The 17544-nt window shown below is 42.4% G+C and carries 16 protein-coding genes and 2 tRNA genes; 10 read left to right on the top strand and 8 right to left on the bottom strand.

Features of this window, described 5'->3' with window-relative positions:
- Positions 1–5 precede the first annotated feature (5 nt).
- Positions 6–308, bottom strand: a complete 303-nt coding sequence (locus DMZ48_RS11735; protein ID WP_143955346.1) for a phosphoribosylpyrophosphate synthetase — start codon at positions 306–308, stop codon at positions 6–8.
- A gap of 163 nt (positions 309–471) precedes the next feature.
- Between DMZ48_RS11735 and DMZ48_RS11730 the strand changes: the two genes are divergently transcribed.
- A complete protein-coding gene (locus DMZ48_RS11730) occupies positions 472–1029 on the top strand; it encodes a thioredoxin family protein (protein WP_143955345.1) in 558 nt (185 codons plus the stop codon).
- Positions 1030–1171: 142 nt separating this feature from the next.
- The gene (locus DMZ48_RS11725; RefSeq protein WP_143955344.1) at positions 1172–1804 is read left to right on the top strand and encodes a peroxiredoxin; all 633 of its coding nucleotides are present in this window, start codon (positions 1172–1174) and stop codon (positions 1802–1804) included.
- A 282-nt stretch (positions 1805–2086) separates the two neighbouring features.
- Here DMZ48_RS11725 and DMZ48_RS11720 read toward each other — a convergent pair whose 3' ends face one another.
- The 5 genes from DMZ48_RS11720 to proS all read right to left on the bottom strand — a co-directional run bounded on the left by DMZ48_RS11720 (position 2087) and on the right by proS (position 5360).
- Positions 2087–3019 carry a peptidylprolyl isomerase gene (locus DMZ48_RS11720; protein WP_143955343.1) on the bottom strand — a complete coding sequence of 311 codons (933 nt, stop codon included), beginning with the start codon at positions 3017–3019 and terminating at the stop codon, positions 2087–2089.
- A gap of 251 nt (positions 3020–3270) precedes the next feature.
- A complete protein-coding gene (gene rpsT, locus DMZ48_RS11715) occupies positions 3271–3525 on the bottom strand; it encodes a 30S ribosomal protein S20 (RefSeq protein ID WP_143955342.1) in 255 nt (84 codons plus the stop codon).
- Between the two features lie 73 nt (positions 3526–3598).
- Positions 3599–3670, bottom strand: a tRNA-Glu gene (locus DMZ48_RS11710).
- Between the two features lie 58 nt (positions 3671–3728).
- Positions 3729–3800: transfer RNA gene (locus DMZ48_RS11705), tRNA-Glu, on the bottom strand.
- Between the two features lie 84 nt (positions 3801–3884).
- Positions 3885–5360, bottom strand: coding sequence for a proline--tRNA ligase (gene proS / locus DMZ48_RS11700; protein WP_143955341.1), 1476 nt, complete (start codon positions 5358–5360; stop codon positions 3885–3887).
- A gap of 98 nt (positions 5361–5458) precedes the next feature.
- On the opposite strand from proS, the gene DMZ48_RS11695 reads away from it, so the two are divergent.
- The 8 genes from DMZ48_RS11695 to DMZ48_RS11660 all read left to right on the top strand — a co-directional run bounded on the left by DMZ48_RS11695 (position 5459) and on the right by DMZ48_RS11660 (position 12931).
- Complete coding sequence (locus DMZ48_RS11695) at positions 5459–6610, top strand: hypothetical protein (protein ID WP_143955340.1); 1152 nt, start codon at positions 5459–5461, stop codon at positions 6608–6610.
- A gap of 133 nt (positions 6611–6743) precedes the next feature.
- The gene (locus DMZ48_RS11690) at positions 6744–8270 is read left to right on the top strand and encodes an OmpP1/FadL family transporter (protein WP_143955339.1); all 1527 of its coding nucleotides are present in this window, start codon (positions 6744–6746) and stop codon (positions 8268–8270) included.
- A gap of 215 nt (positions 8271–8485) precedes the next feature.
- Complete coding sequence (gene folE / locus DMZ48_RS11685; RefSeq protein ID WP_143955338.1) at positions 8486–9166, top strand: GTP cyclohydrolase I FolE; 681 nt, start codon at positions 8486–8488, stop codon at positions 9164–9166.
- 46 nt (positions 9167–9212) lie between these two features.
- Positions 9213–10694 carry a cysteine--tRNA ligase gene (gene cysS, locus DMZ48_RS11680; RefSeq protein ID WP_143955337.1) on the top strand — a complete coding sequence of 494 codons (1482 nt, stop codon included), beginning with the start codon at positions 9213–9215 and terminating at the stop codon, positions 10692–10694.
- A 6-nt stretch (positions 10695–10700) separates the two neighbouring features.
- Complete coding sequence (yidD, locus tag DMZ48_RS11675; protein ID WP_143955336.1) at positions 10701–10925, top strand: membrane protein insertion efficiency factor YidD; 225 nt, start codon at positions 10701–10703, stop codon at positions 10923–10925.
- Positions 10926–11017: 92 nt separating this feature from the next.
- Positions 11018–11851: a prolipoprotein diacylglyceryl transferase gene (gene lgt / locus DMZ48_RS11670; RefSeq protein ID WP_143955335.1), complete on the top strand. Its 834-nt coding sequence runs from the start codon at positions 11018–11020 to the stop codon at positions 11849–11851.
- A 6-nt stretch (positions 11852–11857) separates the two neighbouring features.
- A complete protein-coding gene (locus tag DMZ48_RS11665) occupies positions 11858–12355 on the top strand; it encodes a DUF192 domain-containing protein (RefSeq protein WP_143955334.1) in 498 nt (165 codons plus the stop codon).
- A 138-nt stretch (positions 12356–12493) separates the two neighbouring features.
- The gene (locus DMZ48_RS11660) at positions 12494–12931 is read left to right on the top strand and encodes a hypothetical protein (RefSeq protein WP_143955333.1); all 438 of its coding nucleotides are present in this window, start codon (positions 12494–12496) and stop codon (positions 12929–12931) included.
- A 132-nt stretch (positions 12932–13063) separates the two neighbouring features.
- Here DMZ48_RS11660 and secDF read toward each other — a convergent pair whose 3' ends face one another.
- Both secDF and mdh read right to left on the bottom strand, forming a co-directional pair.
- Positions 13064–16072 (bottom strand): protein translocase subunit SecDF, encoded by a 3009-nt coding sequence (secDF, locus tag DMZ48_RS11655; protein WP_143955332.1) that lies wholly within the window; start codon positions 16070–16072, stop codon positions 13064–13066.
- Between the two features lie 160 nt (positions 16073–16232).
- Entirely contained in the window at positions 16233–17159 is a 927-nt protein-coding gene (mdh, locus tag DMZ48_RS11650) for a malate dehydrogenase (protein ID WP_143955331.1), read from the bottom strand.
- Positions 17160–17544 lie beyond the last annotated feature (385 nt).

Genomic DNA, 17544 nt, shown 5'->3' with positions numbered 1-17544 from the left:
AAATTTTATTTTAAATGGAGTTTTTTTATCATCTCCTGGGGAACATTTCCCGAATAAGCCCCATAAGCATCGACGAGAACACCCTTCTCACCCGAATCGGTTTCGATCACGTAAAGCACCGAACTATCGTCAGGATTGGTCATCCCTTCAAAACGATAATAATTGACGACATTCAGCTCATCCGCTTCATGGAGGGTCTTTTTATGTTTGTTCTCTATTCCGGCTTCACAAAGATTAAAATCTTCTGTATAACCCTCTCTGCGCAATGCATCGATCGCTACAGAAAGGCTGTCATATGCTCTTTCCATTTTTACATCAAATTGATAAGCAATAATTTACGAAGGAATAAACGCCCCTACAAATCTTTTAATCATTTTTAAGATTTAGTTTTCAAATATAGTATCAGCTTTAACTAATGGTCATCCGGCATTTATTTTGTACATTACGGTAAACTCAAAATGAAAATGATTTATGGCCCGAACTGAAAGTAAAATGCTCCCTTTAGGAACAAAAGCACCAGACTTTTCATTACCGGATACTGTCTCCGGAAGAACTTTAAAGCTCAGTGATGTCTATGGCGAAAAAGCAACCGTCGTGATGTTCATCTGCAACCATTGCCCCTACGTTAAACATCTCAATAAGGAAATCTCTAAACTCGCAAAAGATTATAACAACGAAGCGGTAGGATTTGTTGCAATCTCGAGTAACGATGCCCAAAAATACCCGGAAGATGCGCCAGATAAAATGAAATTGAACGCTGAAGAGAATGATTTCATATTCCCTTATTTATATGACGAATCACAGGAGGTAGCCAAGGCATACGACGCTGCCTGTACGCCGGATTTCTACGTTTTCGACAGAAATCTGGAACTGGTTTACCGCGGTCAATTTGATGATTCACGTCCAGGAAACAGTATGCCGATCTCCGGACGAGATATCCGAACTGCTATCGACGCTGCTTTGATGGGAATTTCGATCTATAAAAAACAAAAACCCAGTATGGGCTGCAATATAAAATGGAAGGAATAAAGCACTACCATCATTATCAACTCTTTTCGATTTTAAATTTACCCTGCTGAACCCCTGAATATTAACAATCTTTTAAGCTCCCGTAATCTGATCATGTTTATTAATCTAGTAACTTTATAGACTAATAATTAAAAATCACATTATGTCAGCATTAAGATTAGGTGATAAAGCGCCGAATTTCCAGGCGCAGACCACGGAAGGAAATATCGATTTTTATGAATATCTCGGCGACAGCTGGGGTATCTTATTTTCTCATCCGGCAGATTATACGCCGGTATGTACTACAGAACTTGGAACCGTCGCTAAATACAAACACGAATTCGACAAACGCAACACTAAAGTGCTCGCTTTAAGTGTTGACGGACTCGATTCTCATAAAGGCTGGATCACCGACATCAATGAAACTCAAAACACCAATGTCAATTTTCCATTGATCGCTGATGAAGACAAGAAAGTGAGTAACCTTTATGATATGATCCATCCCAATGCCAATGATACCCTGACGGTACGCTCCGTATATGTAATCGCACCGGATAAAACGATCAAACTGATCATCACCTACCCTGCTTCCACGGGAAGAAACTTTGATGAATTATTACGAGTGATCGATTCATTACAGTTGACCGCCTATCACAAGGTTGCAACCCCCGCTAACTGGAAACAAGGTGAAGACGTTGTGATCAGTCCTTCTATCAGCAATGAAGAAGCCGGACAATTATTCAGCAAGGGATTCAAGGAGGTAAAACCCTACCTTCGATTAACCCCCCAACCCTGAATTACAACCACCAGCACTTTAAATTAGCCACCCGATTATTCCTGTATTGCTTTAGTGATACAGGAATAATTGTTATAGACTGTAAATAGTGAACTGCATGTGGTATCTTTATTTTGCTCAAATCGAATTTAAGTTACGGTGTTACAATGTTACGAAGTGACAGCATTGCGAAGTTACCGGGTTACAGGTAACTGGATACATGGTTACACTAAAAGGTTGAGACTATTAAAAAACAAAACCCGCACTTTTCAGTACGGGTTTCATCTTATAATTTTATGGTCATTATTTTATACCAACGAGTTCTACATCGAAGATCAGTGTAGCGTTCGGCGGAATGATTCCTCCTGCACCAGCACTTCCGTATGCCAGGTGTGAAGGAATAACCAGCCTTGCCTTATCTCCGGTATTCAACAGGGAAATTCCCTCATCCCAACCAGAAATAACCTGTCCGACACCCAGAACGAAATCGATCGGTTGATTTCTTCTGTAGGAAGAATCGAATACCTGACCATTTTCGAGTTGTCCTTTATAATGAACAGAAACGGTCTTACCCTTTTCTGCTTTAGGTCCATTACCCTTCTGAATGATCTTATATCGTAATCCGCTATCGGTCTTATCAAATCCAGCAGCTAATTTCTCAAGAGCTTCTTCAGCTTGTTTACGTGCCTCTTCAAGCCTTCTTTCACGTTCACCTTCAAAAGTTCTGAACGCTTCGATCGCATTCCATTTTTCAGCAGCATCGCCTACTCTTACGATGGTAACACTATTGATCTTATCACCCTGAACGATGGTATCCACTACATCCTGACCTTCGGCAACCTGTCCGAAAACAGTATGCTTATCATCAAGCCATGGAGTAGCTCCGTGGGTAATGAAGAACTGACTACCATTGGTACCAGGACCTGCATTTGCCATAGAAAGCACACCAGCCTTATCGTGACGCAGTTCCGGATGAAATTCATCATCGAACTGATATCCCGGACCACCTGCACCGGTTCCGTTAGGGCATCCACCCTGAATCATAAAATCGTTGATCACTCTGTGAAAATTGAGTCCGTCATAATACGGCTTGCCCTGTGGCTTTACTTCGTTCTCCATGGTTCCTTCAGCCAGGGCTACAAAGTTCCCTACAGTACCAGGAGTTTGTTGATAAGTAAGCTCCACCAGGATCTCCCCTTTTGAGGTATCGAATTTTGCGTAGATTCCGTCTTGCATTTTATGTGTTTTTAAGGCTGCAAAGTTAGCCAATCTAGATTAGAATACAGGCTAAGTTAGCGATAAGTTACAGATTAATATTCAGTTAAAAGACTACCATTACAGAAGATGCATAAATGCTCTGAAATAACCCTTATTTGAAATGAGGATACTACTTGAAAAACGTTCACGACGGTAGGGTATCCGTACCGGTATTAACAAAAAAAAGCGCCCCTACTGGGGCGCCTGTATCTATGCTTTCAATCGCTTAATTAAGCTAAAGTTGTTACTTTTTTAGTAAGACCTGATTTAAGGTTACCAGCTTTATTAGCGTGAATGATGTTCTTCTTCGCAAGCTTGTCGATCATAGCGATGACAGTAGGCAATAAAGTTTCTGCCTCCTTCTTGTCCTCAGTATTACGCAATTTTTTGATCGCGTTACGTACAGTCTTGTGCTGATACTTGTTTCTTAAACGAACTGCTTCGTTTCTTCTGATTCTTTTTAATGCCGACTTATGATTTGCCATCTTCTCTAACTATTGTTTTTTGAGAGGTAGAGCAACCTTTTTGTTACTCTACATACCTTTGTTTTAAACTTTGTAGTCCGTAGGGGAATCGAACCCCTGTTACCAGGATGAAAACCTGGCGTCCTAACCCCTAGACGAACGGACCAAAACTCTTTTCAGAGCGACCACCAAAATGGTCTTGTTATCAATAATCTTAATCTTAGTAGTCCGTAGGGGAATCGAACCCCTGTTACCAGGATGAAAACCTGGCGTCCTAACCCCTAGACGAACGGACCGTTTTTTTCTTAATTGCGGATGCAAAAATACAACTATTTTTAAATGTCGCAAGCATGCAATTAAAAAAAATTAAAAAATTTAAATCAATAGGCTTTTGCGAACAATACTCTTCCCTTTGAAGGCTTCCCGGAATACACACAAACTCCTTCTTCAACCACTTGATCCAGAGGTATACAACGGATCGTAGCTTTGGTCAGATCTTTGATCTTATCTTCTGTCTCCGGGGTTCCGTCCCAATGCGCAGAAATAAATCCACCTTTATCTTCCAGAACTGATTTAAACTCTTCGAATGAATTTACCTCAGTGATATGGGTATCGCGATATTCAAGGGCTTTATTAAAAATCCTCTCCTGAATATCCTCCAGTAAACCTGTTATTTTTTCCACAACGGCATCTGCAGGAACAGTTTCCTTCTCGAGCGTATCCCTTCTTGCAACTTCATAGGTTCCGTTCTCCAGGTCTCGCATTCCCATTGCGATTCTGACCGGCACACCTTTCAGTTCATATTCATTGAACTTCCATCCCGGCTTTTGTGTATCCCTGTCATCAAATTTAACGGAAATACCCTTAGCCCTCAATGCAGCAACAAGACCCTTCACCTTTTCTGAAATCGCCTGCAACTGTTCTTCCCCTTTATAGATCGGTACGATCACCACCTGTATAGGCGCAAGGTTTGGAGGAAGTACGAGTCCGTTATCATCACTATGCGTCATCACCAGTGCTCCCATCAATCGTGTTGAAACCCCCCATGAAGTAGCCCAAACATATTCCTGCTGCCCTTCCTTGTTTGCATATTTCACATCAAAGGCCTTGGCAAAGTTCTGTCCGAGAAAATGCGAGGTTCCAGCTTGCAGCGCCTTCCCGTCCTGCATCAATGCTTCGATACAATAGGTTTCCACTGCCCCGGCAAAACGTTCACTTTCCGATTTCACTCCTTTGATTACCGGAACACCCATGAACTTCTCTGCAAATTCGGCATAGATATTCATCATCAGTTCGGCTTCCTCCACGGCCTCTTCCCGGGTTGCATGAGCAGTATGCCCCTCCTGCCACAGGAATTCAGCGGTTCTCAGAAAAAGACGCGTTCTCATTTCCCAACGCACCACATTGGCCCACTGGTTTATCTTGATAGGCAAGTCACGGTAAGACTGCACCCATTTCTTATACGTATCCCAAATGATCGTCTCTGATGTTGGTCGTACGATCAATTCCTCTTCAAGTCTTGCTTCAGGATCTACCACGATCCCGCTTCCGTCTTCGGCATTCTTTAAACGGTAATGTGTCACTACAGCACATTCCTTTGCAAAGCCTTCCACGTGATCAGCCTCCCTGCTCAGGTACGACTTCGGTATGAACAATGGAAAATAGGCATTCTCATGTCCTGTTTCCTTAAACATCCTGTCGAGTTCTGCCTGCATCTTTTCCCAGATAGCGTATCCGTATGGCTTGATAACCATACAACCACGTACTCCTGAATTTTCAGCGAGATCGGCCTTCACAACCAGCTCGTTATACCACTTTGAATAATCCTCGGATCTTTTCGTTAAATTCTTACCCATTACTTAAGTTTGGCATAAATCTTGCGACTTATATTAATAGAAGATAGTTCGGCAAAACTAACTATTTTTGTAATGTTCAACAATAAAAAAAACACGTGATGAAACTGCCATACCCTTTCAAAAAAATCTATACGGCACTAAGTGCCTTGATCGTGGCAACGTTAATTTCTTCATGTGGTTCTTTTCAGGAAGCTTCATATTACCGCAATGACGGCATATATACGGATGATATCGTGTACTATCGCGATGAGACACCCGGTCAAAATGTTCAGGAAGAAGCAGAAGAACCCATGTCGGATGTAGCCATTACCGATTACGAAAATTATTTCAACTCTACCGTTAAAACTCTGGAAAGAATGCAGGAGCAGATCGACCAGGATCCGGTTTTTACAGATATTGATGCCTACAGCAGTACCGATGTAAACGATAGTACTGATGTAAACATCAACTATACTCTCGATTATCAGATCGGAAACCCGGGTTGGGGAGATAATCCATCTTCTGTAGAAGTGACTTTCTATGACAACTACTGGAACTGGGGTTATGGATACGGTTACGGAGGCTGGTACGGTTATTATAACCCATGGTACTGGGGTGGCTGGTATGGTCCTTCCTGGGGCTGGGGCTGGGGCTGGAACGGCTGGTATGGTGGCTATTACGGACCCGGATGGGCTGGTGGCTGGTATGGTGGCTGGTACGGCTACGGATATCCAGGCTATTATTACCCTTACTATAACGGCTGGAGAAATTACGATTACTACAATGGTCGTTACCACCAGACCACACAAAGAAGAGGTACGCGATACACCCAAATGAACAATCGGATGGCAAGCCGTGGAAACTATTCCCGTCAGAGCGGAGTTTCCAATCGCAGAGATTATTCGCAAGGGCGAAATACCACAGCAAACAGAAATGCAAATGTGAATGCCAGAAGAGGTTATTCGAATTCAGCGAACATCAGAACCAATAGAAACTCATACAGCAGTAATCGTGGATACACTTCCGGAAGTCAGAACCGTCGTGTGATCTCCAGAAGCGCTCAGGGAAATTCAACCTACAGCACACCTTCGAGAAGCAATAATTCCACATATTCAAGATCGAGCAATAACACCTATAACAGATCCAGTTCCGGAGGATCAGTACGACGATCTTCTTCATCCGGAACGATGAGAAGTTCGGGTGGAAGTTCCGGAAGCAGCCGATCTTCAGGATCATCCTCAAGAGGTGGCGGTAGCCGCAGAGGAGGTTGATAATAAAATCGCGACGCTCCTAAGGAAGTTCGACAGATATCAATGATACAACCCCGAAACAGTCACAAGTATTTAGATGACGTTTTTAAATAGTTGTGGCTGTTTCTTTGTTCTAACCCATCACAAAAAAGCAATGAAAATTCAACGTTTACTCATCACACTACTAATCGTGGGCTTTGCCCTGCAATACAATCAGGCTCAAACCATAAATGACGTTACCGCCTTCGGCCTCAATGATCTAACGGGAACCGCCAGATACAGAGCGCTTTCCGGAGCTTTCGGGGCGCTTGGAGGAGATATGTCGGCTATGAATATAAATCCGGCTGGTGGAGCGGTATTTTCCAATTCTACCATGACCATTTCCGCAGGACGATACGGCATCGATAACGACACGCGTTATTTCGACGGGTTTTCCAATACCAATTTCAATCACTATGAACTCAATCAGGTCGGTGGTATAATGGTCTTCAAAAATGGAGACGCCTCCTCTACCGTAAACAAGGTGACCTTTGGTTTCAATTATGAACTCAATAATAATTTTGAAGATGAATACTTCATCAACGGAGCCGGAAACACTTCTATCGGCGAATATTTCGCTGCCTATGCCAATGGTTATACTCCGGATGATCTCAGTGTACTGAGAGGCGAATCGATCAGCGATGCATACATCAATATCGGCGATATTTTCGGATATGATGCCCAACAAGGCTTCCTGGGATACCAGGCATATGTGATCGATCCCGATGGTTCAGGTACAGGTTATATTCCAAACGGAAGTTACAGCGGAACTATTTCCCAGGAACAATGGGTCAGAACTTCAGGTTACGATCACAAGTTCACTTTCAATTTGGCAACACAACTCATGAATTCACTTTATGCCGGGATCAACCTGAACTTTCATGCTGTAGATCGCAGAAAGATCACCCAGTTCGACGAATACGGCTATAGCGATTCCTCCACATTGCAATACGTTCAGTTCGACAATGAACTTCACACTTTTGGGACCGCTTTTTCCTTTAATGCAGGAATCATTGCAAAGGTCAGCGACATGATTCGTCTCGGAGCCAGCTATCAGTCGCCCACCTGGTATTCCCTATCCGACGAACTCCTACAGGGTATAAACACAGATGTGATCAATAATGACTCAGGTGCTACCGACCTCGTTGAAGTGTACCCCAATGTTATCCTAAGGTATCCCGATTACACTATTCAGATCCCTTCAAAACTGAACGCAAGTGCTGCACTCGTATTTGGAAAAGCTGGTCTTCTAAGCTTTGATTACGGTTATCAGGACATGTCTAATGCCAAGCTCAAACCGACCGGAGATCCAACTTTTGCAGCGGAAAACAATTATATCGGACAATCGTTGAAAGCGGTCAGCACCTACAGGATCGGTGGAGAATATCGAATGGGAATCGTGAGTTTACGGGGTGGATATCGCTTTGAAGAATCTCCATACAAGAACGGCTATACAATCGGAGACCTAACCGGTTACTCTTTTGGAATGGGACTGGACTTTAACGGATGGCGTATTGACGCCACATACAGCCTTGCTGAAAGAGACCTGAATCCACAGCTTTATGATGTAGGACTCACCTCTACCGCAAACATCAGTAATCAGATTTCGAACATCCTATTATCTTTTTCATTTACCCTGTAAGGGATAACCCCTGATCACAGACTAACAATCTGATCAGTGATTCCGGAAACCGCTGAAGTATATGAACTGTATTTAAGTTAAACCCTAATTGACGTTAATAGTCGATAAATCGTTATCTTTGCTGTCAATTTTTTCACGTACCGGAAACATTCATTAGTTTTACATCAGCTATTGAAACTGAAGAAATAACGGCGCTAACACTCAGATTAACAGTAATGAAAATAGATAAAGCACTGGAAGACCATTTTGAAGAACTCGGGAACGAACACGTTGCTTCTTCTGCAGAAACCCCTCTACGCAAAGATGCATTCGACATGCCCGACGATGAAAAGATAGAGCGAATCGAAAATCAGGTATACCATATTCTCGAAACACTGGGAATGGATCTTACCGATGACAGTTTACGAGGCACTCCGAGAAGGGTGGCCAAGATGTTCGTAAAAGAGATCTTTGCCGGATTACATCCTGACAGAAGACCAAAAGCTTCTACCTTCAAGAACAAGTATAAATACGGGGAAATGCTGGTTGAAAAGAACATTACTGTCTATTCTACCTGCGAACACCACCTCCTTCCCATCGTCGGAAGAGCACACGTTGCCTATATTTCCAACGGGACCGTGGTCGGTCTTTCCAAAATGAATCGCATTGTTGATTTCTACGCGAAACGACCTCAGGTTCAGGAACGTATGACGATGCAGATCGTTCAGGAATTACAGGAAGTACTCGGAACCAAAGACGTTGCCTGTGTGATCGATGCAAAACACCTTTGTGTTAATTCCAGAGGTATCCGCGATATTGAAAGCAGCACGGTTACCGCTGAATTCGGCGGAAAGTTCAAAGACCAGGCCGTTCGAAGAGAATTCCTGGATTACCTTCACCTCGATACCGAATTCTAAGAAATAATAATAACGATCCCTTCAATATAAAAACCCGACATACCGGATGCTATACGACAAGCAGGAGTTAAAGATCTATAATTCTCTAAGCGGAGATAAGGAAGTTTTTAAACCCATCAACCCCGGCCACATTGGCATGTACGTTTGCGGACCTACCGTTTACAGCAATGTACACCTGGGAAATTGCCGCACTTTTATCTCATTTGACCTGGTTTTCAGATACCTGAAACACTTGGGTTATAAAGTGCGTTATGTCAGAAACATTACGGATGCCGGTCATCTTGAAAACGATGCAGACAGCGGTGAAGACCGTATTGCAAAAAAGGCAAGACTGGAGGAGATCGAACCAATGGAAGTCGTGCAGCGTTATACTGTGGATTTCCACAATACCCTGAATCGATTCAACAATCTTCCTCCAAGTATTGAGCCCACCGCTACCGGACACATCATTGAACAGATCGAGATCATCAGTGAGATCCTGGAAAGCGGATACGCTTATGAAGTGAACGGATCTGTCTATTTTGACGTGATCAAGTTTAACGAAACGCATCAGTATGGTAAACTGAGTGGTCGTAATATCGAGGATATGATCCACAATACCCGCGAAACCGCAGGGCAATCTGAAAAGAAGAGCCCACAGGATTTCGCTCTTTGGAAAAAAGCCGAACCTCAGCATATCATGCGTTGGCCGTCTCCCTGGAGTGACGGATTTCCCGGATGGCATCTCGAATGTACCGCGATGAGCACCAAATACCTCGGTGAGCATTTTGACATTCACGGTGGTGGAATGGATCTCAAATTCCCGCATCACGAATGTGAAATTGCACAGAATGAAGCTTCCAAAGGAAAATCTCCGGTAAACTACTGGATGCATGCCAATATGCTTACCCTTAATGGCAAGAAAATGGCTAAATCCACAGGAAATAACATTTTACCTAACGAAATCTTCAGTGGTGATAACGACATCTTAAGCAAATCGTTTTCCCCTACGGTGACCCGGTTCTTTATGTTACAGGCACACTACCGAAGCATATTGGATTTTAGTAACGAAGCACTGATAGCTTCTGAAAAAGGTTTTAACAGACTGATGGAAGCCATCAGACTGATCGACAATATCGATCCTTCGAATAAAGGAGTGTTTGATGTGGCTGCATGGCAACAACAATGTTATGATGCGATGAACGATGATTTTAATAGTCCGATCCTGATCGCAAATCTTTTTGATGCCGCACGCCATATCAATCAAATCGCAGAAAACAAAGAAACGATCAGCATGGAAGACCTTGAGCTACTCAAGGAGACCATGAATGTTTTTGTTTTCGAAGTATTAGGATTGAAAGATGAGCAACAGGAAGGTGAACTTTCCACGGATAAACTGAATGGAGCCGTTGAGTTATTGATCAAACTACGCGCTAAAGCAAGGGCTGATAAAGACTTTGCAACCTCCGATCAGATCAGAGATCAACTTGCAGAACTCGGGATACAATTAAAGGATGGCAAAGAAGGTACTACCTTCAGCCTGAATTAAGTAATCATGTTAAAAAAGATACTTACAGCACCATTTATATTTCTGGTAAGGGTTTATCAAACCGTAATTTCCCCCCTTACACCCGCCACCTGCAGGTACACACCAACCTGTTCACAATACACGGTTGAAGCCTTGAAAAAATACGGTGTTTTCAAAGGAGGTTGGCTGGCAATCAAACGAATAGCCAGCTGCAATCCATGGGGAGGATCGGGTTACGATCCCGTTCCCTGATCACACCCGTTAAAATATTACCGGTTTCCCGTTAATGTTTACAGTAAATTAACTTCCAAAACCCTATATTTACGTTCAAAACATAACCGAAAATGCATTTTTTAAGTATTACCTGGGATTCTGACGGAACACTTTTTCACATTGGTTCATACCCTTTACGATATTACAGTCTTATGTTCATCATCGCTTTTTCCATGGGATGGGTGATCATGAAAAAGATCTATAATCGCGAAGGTGTAGACCTGGAAAAACTGGACAGTCTGTTCATCTATACGGTGGTATCTACACTGGTGGGAGCCAGACTGGGACATTTCCTTTTCTACGAACCGGAAGTATTCATCACAGACCCTTTAAGTGTTTTCCTTCCATTTCAGTTCTCACCGGAATTCAAGGTTACCGGATTTCAGGGACTGGCGAGTCATGGTGCCGCTATCGGTATTATCATCGCCATGTATCTTTACAGCAAAAAAGTTATCAAAAAACCGGTTCTATGGATTTTAGACCGAATTATTCTGGCGGTTGCCTTTGGAGGCATCTTCGTAAGATTGGGTAACTTTTTCAACTCGGAAATCGTAGGGAAACCGACCAAAAGTGATTATGGCGTAGTATTCGCGCGTCTGGGAGAAGATTTCCCAAGACATCCCGCACAATTATATGAGGCCTTCGGCTATGTTATCGTGTTCATCATACTTTGGAGTGTATACTGGAAAACAGAAAAACGAAAGCAACTCGGTTATATTTTCGGATTATTCCTGGTACTCCTTTGGACCGTTCGCTTTATAGCAGAATTCTTCAAACGTTCACAAGGCGGATTTGAGACTGCTTTGGGAACTTTTTCAACCGGACAATGGCTAAGTATACCTTTTATCATTGCAGGCTTTTATTTTATGTTCAGAAAGCCCAAATTCATTGAAGTGAAAGAATAAGACGCCATGAAGCATAGATCCGTACTCCTCTCTTCGATCGCGCTTTTCACGTTAGTGATCCTTAGTTCCTGTAAAGACCCATCTGGTTCCAAGGACACGATCAAGACTGTGGCTATAAAATTCAAAGCAGAGGATACGATCACCATTATTCGCAATGACACCCTTACAATCGCTCAGATCATGGTGGAAATCGCCGATGATGATTATGAACGTGAGACGGGACTGATGTACCGAAACAGCATGGAACCCGATCAGGGAATGCTATTTGTTATGGATGATGAATCCCTTCAGTATTTCCATATGAAGAATACGCATATCGGTTTAGATTTGATCTTTGCCGATTCAAATCGAAAAGTGGTACATATCATCCATGATGCCAAACCAATGGACGAAACGACCCTTCCATCCACAAAACCAGCGAAGTACGTTTTAGAAATTAATGCGGGTCAAGCCGACACCCGGAACATTCAAACCGGAGATTTCCTTCAATTTAGTTACAAATAAAACATTTTGTTTCAGTTAGGTTGTATCTACAACAGTTAATAAACATTAACCTGTTAGTTATTAACAAATTAGCTTTGTTAACGTTTGTTAACAAATCATTTTCTTACTTTTAAATCATCACCTAACTAATAAACGCATATGAAACAATTAATTCAGTTTCTGAAAGGACTGGATGATGTTCATCTGGCTTACTATGCCAGATTTTCTTCAGGCAACCTTTCAGAGGACATTCAAAACAAAATTGAGCATTTTTTACTTGCCAAAAATCTCACTTATGAACGAATCGACCAACTGATTCGCGAAAATCCCACTCCCGAAATGTTTAAAGCTACAGACCGCTGTCCGGATTGTTATTCGGACCAGTTAAAGGTGTATAGTCTTGACGATTTCAGAACCAGTGGCAAATTGTATTTCGAGGATATTATCAATACGGACAACAAGCTTAGTAAGCTTCGCGACCCTGGATATTTACTGGAATGCAAAGTTTGCTCCTGCATCTTTAGCCTGAAGGACTACAACATCCCTAAACCTGCGGTTAACGGGGTTAAATTAAACCTAAACAAGCTCAATCGTTAATTTAAACACTACAGCTAAATTTAAAGATAACGATAAGAAATACCGCCACCTATCTATTAGCGACAAAATAAAAAGGCCATCCGTTTGGATGGCCTTTTTCACATGTATGTGATAATGGTATTTGAACACTAATTAAGCATTGACGCTTTCTTTTTCAACTTTCTTATCTTCAGCTTTAAGCTTAGCCACTCCTTTATCGTTCAGGGTATCGAACATCACCGGTGTAGCGATAAATAAGGAAGAGTATGTACCCACAACAATACCAACGATCATTGCAAACATAAATCCTCTAAGTGATTCTCCACCGAAAATGAAGATAGCCAGCATTACCACTAAGGTGGTCATCGAGGTATTCAATGTACGACTCAACGTACTGTTAAGCGCATTATTGATATTATCTCCACCTCTCCATCCACGCTCGGCAGTCACCTCACGTATACGGTCAAACACGATCACCGTATCGTTCAATGAGTAACCGATTACGGTCAGGATAGCTGCGATAAATGCCTGATCGACTTCCATATTAAATGGCATAACACTGGAGAGCAATGAGAAGATACCCAACACGATAACAACATCGTGGAATACCGCTACTACTGCACCCAGAGAGAACTGCCATCTACGGAAACGCAACAGGATGTACAGGAACACTACCAACAGTGATCCTAAGATCGCCCAAACCGCATTTTTCTTGATATCATCCGCGATGGTTGGTCCAACCTTGATCGACTGAAGAATACCGATATTATCAGTCCCACTACCATGAACGAATTCATCATAAGTAATTCCATCAGGTAAATGTTTCTGAAGTGTTTTGAATAAGGTTTCCTGGATTTCGTCATCGATCTGAGAACCTTCCTCATCCACTTTATATTTTGTCGTAACCTTGACCTGGTTAGCACCACCAAAAGTCTTTACTTCAGTTTTTCCGAAAACCGCATCCAGTTCACCACCGATTTCAGCAGGACTAACCGGATTCACAAAACGAATCTGATAACTGCGTCCCCCTACGAAATCAACACCACCTTCAAGTCCTTTAGTAACCAATGCAATGATACTCACCAAAACAAGTGTACCGGAGATCACATAAGCAATCTTACGTTTTGAAAGGAAATTGATATTGATATTCTGGAAAAGGTTCTTAGTGATCGGAGTAAAGAAATCCATACGTTTCTTACCACCTTTAACGTGCCATTCGATCAGTAATCTGGTTACGAAGATCGCTGTGAACAACGAAGTTGCAATACCGATAAGTAAGGTAGTTGCAAATCCCTGAATCGGACCTGTACCGAACAACAATAGGATAATAGCGGTAAGTCCCGTTGTGATATTAGCATCAAGGATTGAAGACAATGCATTTCCGAAACCATCACTGATCGCCTGCATTTGTCCTTTACCTTTCTTAACTTCTTCTTTAATACGCTCGTAGATAAGTACGTTCGCATCTACCGACATACCGATCGTAAGTACGATACCTGCGATACCTGGTAAGGTCAATACGGCACCGAGACCTGCAAGCACACCGAAAATAAGTACGATGTTAAATACAAGAGCGATATCAGCGAAAATACCTGATTTACCATAATAGAAAAGCATCCATATAAGTACGAGCGACATAGCGATCATGAATGACATCATACCGCTGTCGATAGCTTCCTGACCTAGTGACGGTCCTACTACATCAGACTGAATGATCTCAGCAGATGCAGGAAGTTTACCAGCTCTCAATACGTTTGCAAGATCTTCTGCTTCTTCGATAGTAAAGTTACCTGAGATCTCAGAGTTACCACCGGTGATAGCACCTTTAGACACTCCGGGGGCAGAATAAACGATGTTATCAAGAACGATCGCAATATTACCTCCCTCACGGAAAGCTTTTCCGGTCAGTTCTTCCCAGATCTTAGCTCCTCTGGTATCCATTTGCATGGAAACTGCAGGTCTCTGAGCGATATCATAAGACTGACGCGCATCAGTGATCACATCCCCGTTCATTGCAGGAATGTTCTCTCTGTTACCTTTTAAAGCATAAAGTTCAACTACTTCAGATCCTTTAGCAGGAATTCCCCAATCGAATTTCACGAATTGAAGAGTCGCAGGCAGCGAACGTTTTACTTCAGGAGTCTCTAAATAGGCTCTGAACTGAGCGGTATCCTTCGTAGCAACTGTCGCTACTACAGGAGATCCCTGGAATCCTCCACTTACGATCAGATTGAACAACGGGTTGTTCTCATTAGCCAGATCAAGAGAGTCCTGAGCGGCATCTGAAAGAAGTGAATCGATCTCTGAAGTTTGTGTTTCAGCAACTGCTTTATCTTCTGTTTTAACGATATCCTTAAGAATATTGTTAGCCTGAATCAGGTAAGGTGCTACCTGCTCTGACTTATAGGTTTCCCAGAATTCAAGTTGTGCAGTACTTTGAAGAAGGTTTTTCACCCTTTCGATCTCTCTTGCACCCGGAAGTTCTACAAGAATTCTACCTGAAGTACCGAGACGCTGAATGTTTGGCTGAGTTACACCGAATTTATCGATACGCTTTCGCAATACTTCGAAAGCGGAAACGATAGATTCATCGATCTTCTGCCTGATGATAGGTTTAACTTCTGCATCCGACATCTGAAAATTGATCTGCTCGCTGAGTGATTTATTTGCAAAGATATCAGGTGAAGCCAGTTTAACTGAGCCATTGCTCAATTTTTCAAACTCCGCAAAAAACAGGTCTACGTAGTCTTCCTGGCTGTTCTTGGAAGCTTCGTCTGCCTGAGCAAGTGCTTTGTTGAATACGGGATTCTTCGAATCATTTGCCAATCCCTTAAGGATATCCTTAACAGAGATCTGCAGGATGGCGTTAATTCCACCTTTAAGGTCCAGCCCTTTGTTCAATTCTTTATCCTTAACCTCGCTGTAGGTATAACTCGCAACACCGATGTTATAAACCTCCTGGTTGGAAACAGAATCTAAGAATCTGGATTCCTCAACTTCCCTTTTTGCCACATAATCCTCTTCTGCATCAGAAATTTTGTTCACGGCAAAAGTTTCGGCCTCTTTTTCTACCTTATTTGCTACGAAAGTAAATGATAATTGATAGATACTTACAATACCAAATAAAATAGCAAAAAGCCTGATAAGTCCTTTGTTTTGCATTCTAAATTAATTTAATGGTCATTTTTTGAAACGGACAAATATAGGGTTTACAACATGAACTGACAATAATTTTTTTTTAAGTTTTAAAAACGAAAAAATCCTGTCGGTCAGGGCAGACCGGCAGGATTCCAAAACATACTTTTATTCTATAGGATATCTACTATACCTCCAGTAGATCATTGGTTTTTCTTACTCCTTCAGCACTTTCTGCAAGTTTCTGTTTTTCAGCCTCGTCCAATTCGATTTCTACAACTTTCTCGATTCCGTTTCTTCCGATGATTACAGGAGCTCCGATACAGATATCTGAGAGTCCGTATTCCCCTTCAAGCAGGGTTGAACACGGGAACATTTTTTTCTGGTCACAAGCGATCGCCTGTACAAGTGCAGAAACTGCTGCTCCCGGAGCATACCATGCACTGGTACCAAGAAGCTTGGTAAGCGTAGCTCCACCAACCTTGGTAGCCTCTTTAACTTCTTCCAGTCTTTCATCAGAAAGAAACTTGGAAACCGGCACACTATTTCTCGTAGCTAATCGGGTTAATGGCAGCATTCCGGTATCGCTATGTCCTCCGATCACCATCCCGTCAACATCAGAGATAGGAGCTTCCAGTGCCTCCGCTAATCTGTATTTGAAACGGGCGCTATCCAGGGCTCCACCCATACCGATGATTCTGTTCTTAGGAAGATCAGAAGATTTGTGTACGAGATAGGTCATCGTATCCATCGGGTTTGAAACCACGATAAGAATTACATTCGGAGAGTGCTTGATCAAGTTTGAAGAAACATCTTTAACGATACCGGCATTGATACCGATCAGCTCTTCACGGGTCATTCCGGGCTTACGCGGAATTCCACTGGTGATCACTGCGATATCACTTCCTGCGGTTTGAGAATAATCTCCGGTAGTACCGGTGATACGGGTATCGAAACCATTCAGTGACGCGGTTTGCATAAGGTCCATTGCCTTTCCTTCAGCATATCCTTCTTTGATATCCAAAAGCACAACATCCGATGCAAAATTCTTCATTGCGATGTATTCTGCGCAGCTTGCTCCTACTGCACCTGCTCCAACTACTGTAACTTTCATTGTGTATATATTATATTATTTAACATTTCTAAAAAGCTTCACAAAGCTACTAATTTTAACACAATTTGAAGTACTTATAGTGGTAAAATATCCCTAAAAATACCGGCCATAAAACCTCGTTTTTTAAGGAGGTTACCCCTTTGAAAACTCACTCGGTCAAAGGTTGAAAAAAATCAGACAGTCAGGGCTTTCCAATGGTAAACGAAAGGTATTTCAACACCTCCATGAATATCACAATTCCTCGTTAAAATTCCAGAATTAATATCGGCTTTGGGTATGCATCCTAACTGCAGTATGGTATTTACCAGTTCCGGTTACGACATAAAAAAACCCCGCTTCTTTTGAAAGCGGGGTTAATCGTCTCGGAAGACCAATATCCTCCGAT

It is taken from the genome of Robertkochia solimangrovi (genome assembly GCF_007279655.1).
Classification (GTDB): Bacteria; Bacteroidota; Bacteroidia; order Flavobacteriales; family Flavobacteriaceae; genus Robertkochia; species Robertkochia solimangrovi.
The sequence above is the reverse complement of the archived record's forward strand: the minus strand, read 5'-3'. Positions and strand labels throughout refer to the sequence as shown.